Annotated in this window: 2 protein-coding genes; both read left to right on the top strand. The window is 69.9% G+C overall.

The window, feature by feature from the left end:
* The first annotated feature begins 81 nt into the window (after positions 1 to 81).
* Positions 82 to 780: a response regulator transcription factor gene (locus tag DW309_RS00120; protein ID WP_136044169.1), complete on the top strand. Its 699-nt coding sequence runs from the start codon at positions 82 to 84 to the stop codon at positions 778 to 780.
* A gap of 50 nt (positions 781 to 830) precedes the next feature.
* Positions 831 to 1,501, top strand: a 671-nt coding sequence (locus tag DW309_RS00115) for a GTP pyrophosphokinase (protein ID WP_136044168.1), incomplete at its 3' end; no start/stop codon positions are given.

Below are 1,501 nucleotides of genomic sequence, written 5' to 3'. Positions count from 1 at the left end.
TGCCCCTTTCCGCACATCGCCCCCGGGGCAGCGCGCCCCTGCGGTGGTGCGCCGCCGGGCGGGAGCGCTAGCGTGAGCGGCATGCCAGAGCAGTCCAGCGCGGCGGAGGCGGCGGACGGCGCCGTGCGCATCTTCGTGGTGGACGACCACCCGGTCTTCGCCTTCGGCATGTCGAGCTTCCTGGAGTCGATCGATGGGTTCCAGGTCGTGGGCAGGGCCGGCACCGAAGACGAGGCGGTCGACGGCGTGCTGGCGGCGCAGCCCGACGTGGTGCTCATGGACGTGGACCTCGGGGCGGGCTCCGGTATCGAGGCGACGCGACGCATCGTGCGGGCGGCCCCCGGCATCGGCGTGCTCATCGTGACGATGCTCGGCGACGACGACTCGGTGTTCGCCGCCCTCCGCGCCGGAGCCAGGGGCTACCTGCTCAAGAGCGCGCTGCCGGACGAGATCGAGCGGGGGCTGCGCGCCGTGGCGTCGGGCGACGTGCTGCTCACGGCCGAGGTGGGGCGCCGCGCGATTGACCTGCTGTCGGGCGCGCGCACGACCGGGCCCGTGGTGTTCCCCGAGCTCACGCACCGCGAGCGCGAGGTGCTCGACCTCATCGCCCGCGGGCTCGACAACCAGGCGGTGGCCCGGCGGCTCGTGCTGTCGTCGAAGACCGTGCGCAACTACCTGTCCGGCATCCTCGCGAAGCTCGCGGTGCCCGATCGCAGCGCGCTGATCGTCCGTGCCAGGGAGGCCGGACTCGGTCGGGACGCGCCGGATGCTCCCGCGTGACCGTGATAATCCACAGCGCTTTCCGATCACGGATCGATAACGTCGATCCCATGAGCGTGATCCCGGTCGACGAAGCCATGATCAGCGAGGCCAAGGAGCTGCGCGATCAGCTGCAGCGCTTCCTGCGCGAGTACGAGTTCGGCATGCGGGAGGTGGAGACGAAGATCTCGATCCTGCGCGACGAGTTCACGCACGACCACGCCTACAACCCGATCGAGCACGTGAAGAGCCGCCTGAAGTCGCCGGACAGCATCGTGGAGAAGCTCGCGCGCAAGGGGATCGACGAGCCCGACTTCGAGCGCATCCGCGCCGAGATCACCGACATCGCCGGGGTGCGGGTCACGTGCAGTTTCGTCGCCGACGTGTACCGGCTGTTCGACCTGCTCACAGCGCAGGACGACGTGACCGTGCGCACCGTGAAGGACTACATCGCGCAGCCGAAGGCGAACGGCTACAAGAGCCTGCACGCGATCATCGAGGTGCCCGTGTTCCTGTCGACCGGCGCGCTCTCGGTGCCGGTGGAGGTGCAGTTCCGCACGATCGCGATGGACTTCTGGGCGAGCCTGGAGCACAAGATCTACTACAAGTTCTCCAACCAGGTGCCCTCGCACCTCGTGCAGAGCCTGACCGACGCGGCGGATGCGGCCGCCGAGCTCGACAGCCGCATGGAGCGCCTGCACCGCGAGGCGCACGGCGTCCCGCGCCGGCAGCTCGCCCCGCC

It is taken from the genome of Microbacterium sp. K41, from assembly GCF_004794395.1.
Lineage (GTDB): Bacteria > Actinomycetota > Actinomycetes > Actinomycetales > Microbacteriaceae > Microbacterium > Microbacterium sufflavum.
Note: the sequence above shows the minus strand (reverse complement) of the source record. Positions and strands in the feature narration are given on the sequence as shown.

Coding starts and splice junctions, on each gene's coding strand:
- DW309_RS00120 (WP_136044169.1), top strand. CDS start 82: ATGCCAGAGCAGTCCAGCGCGGCGGAGGCGGCGGACGGCGCCGTGCGC.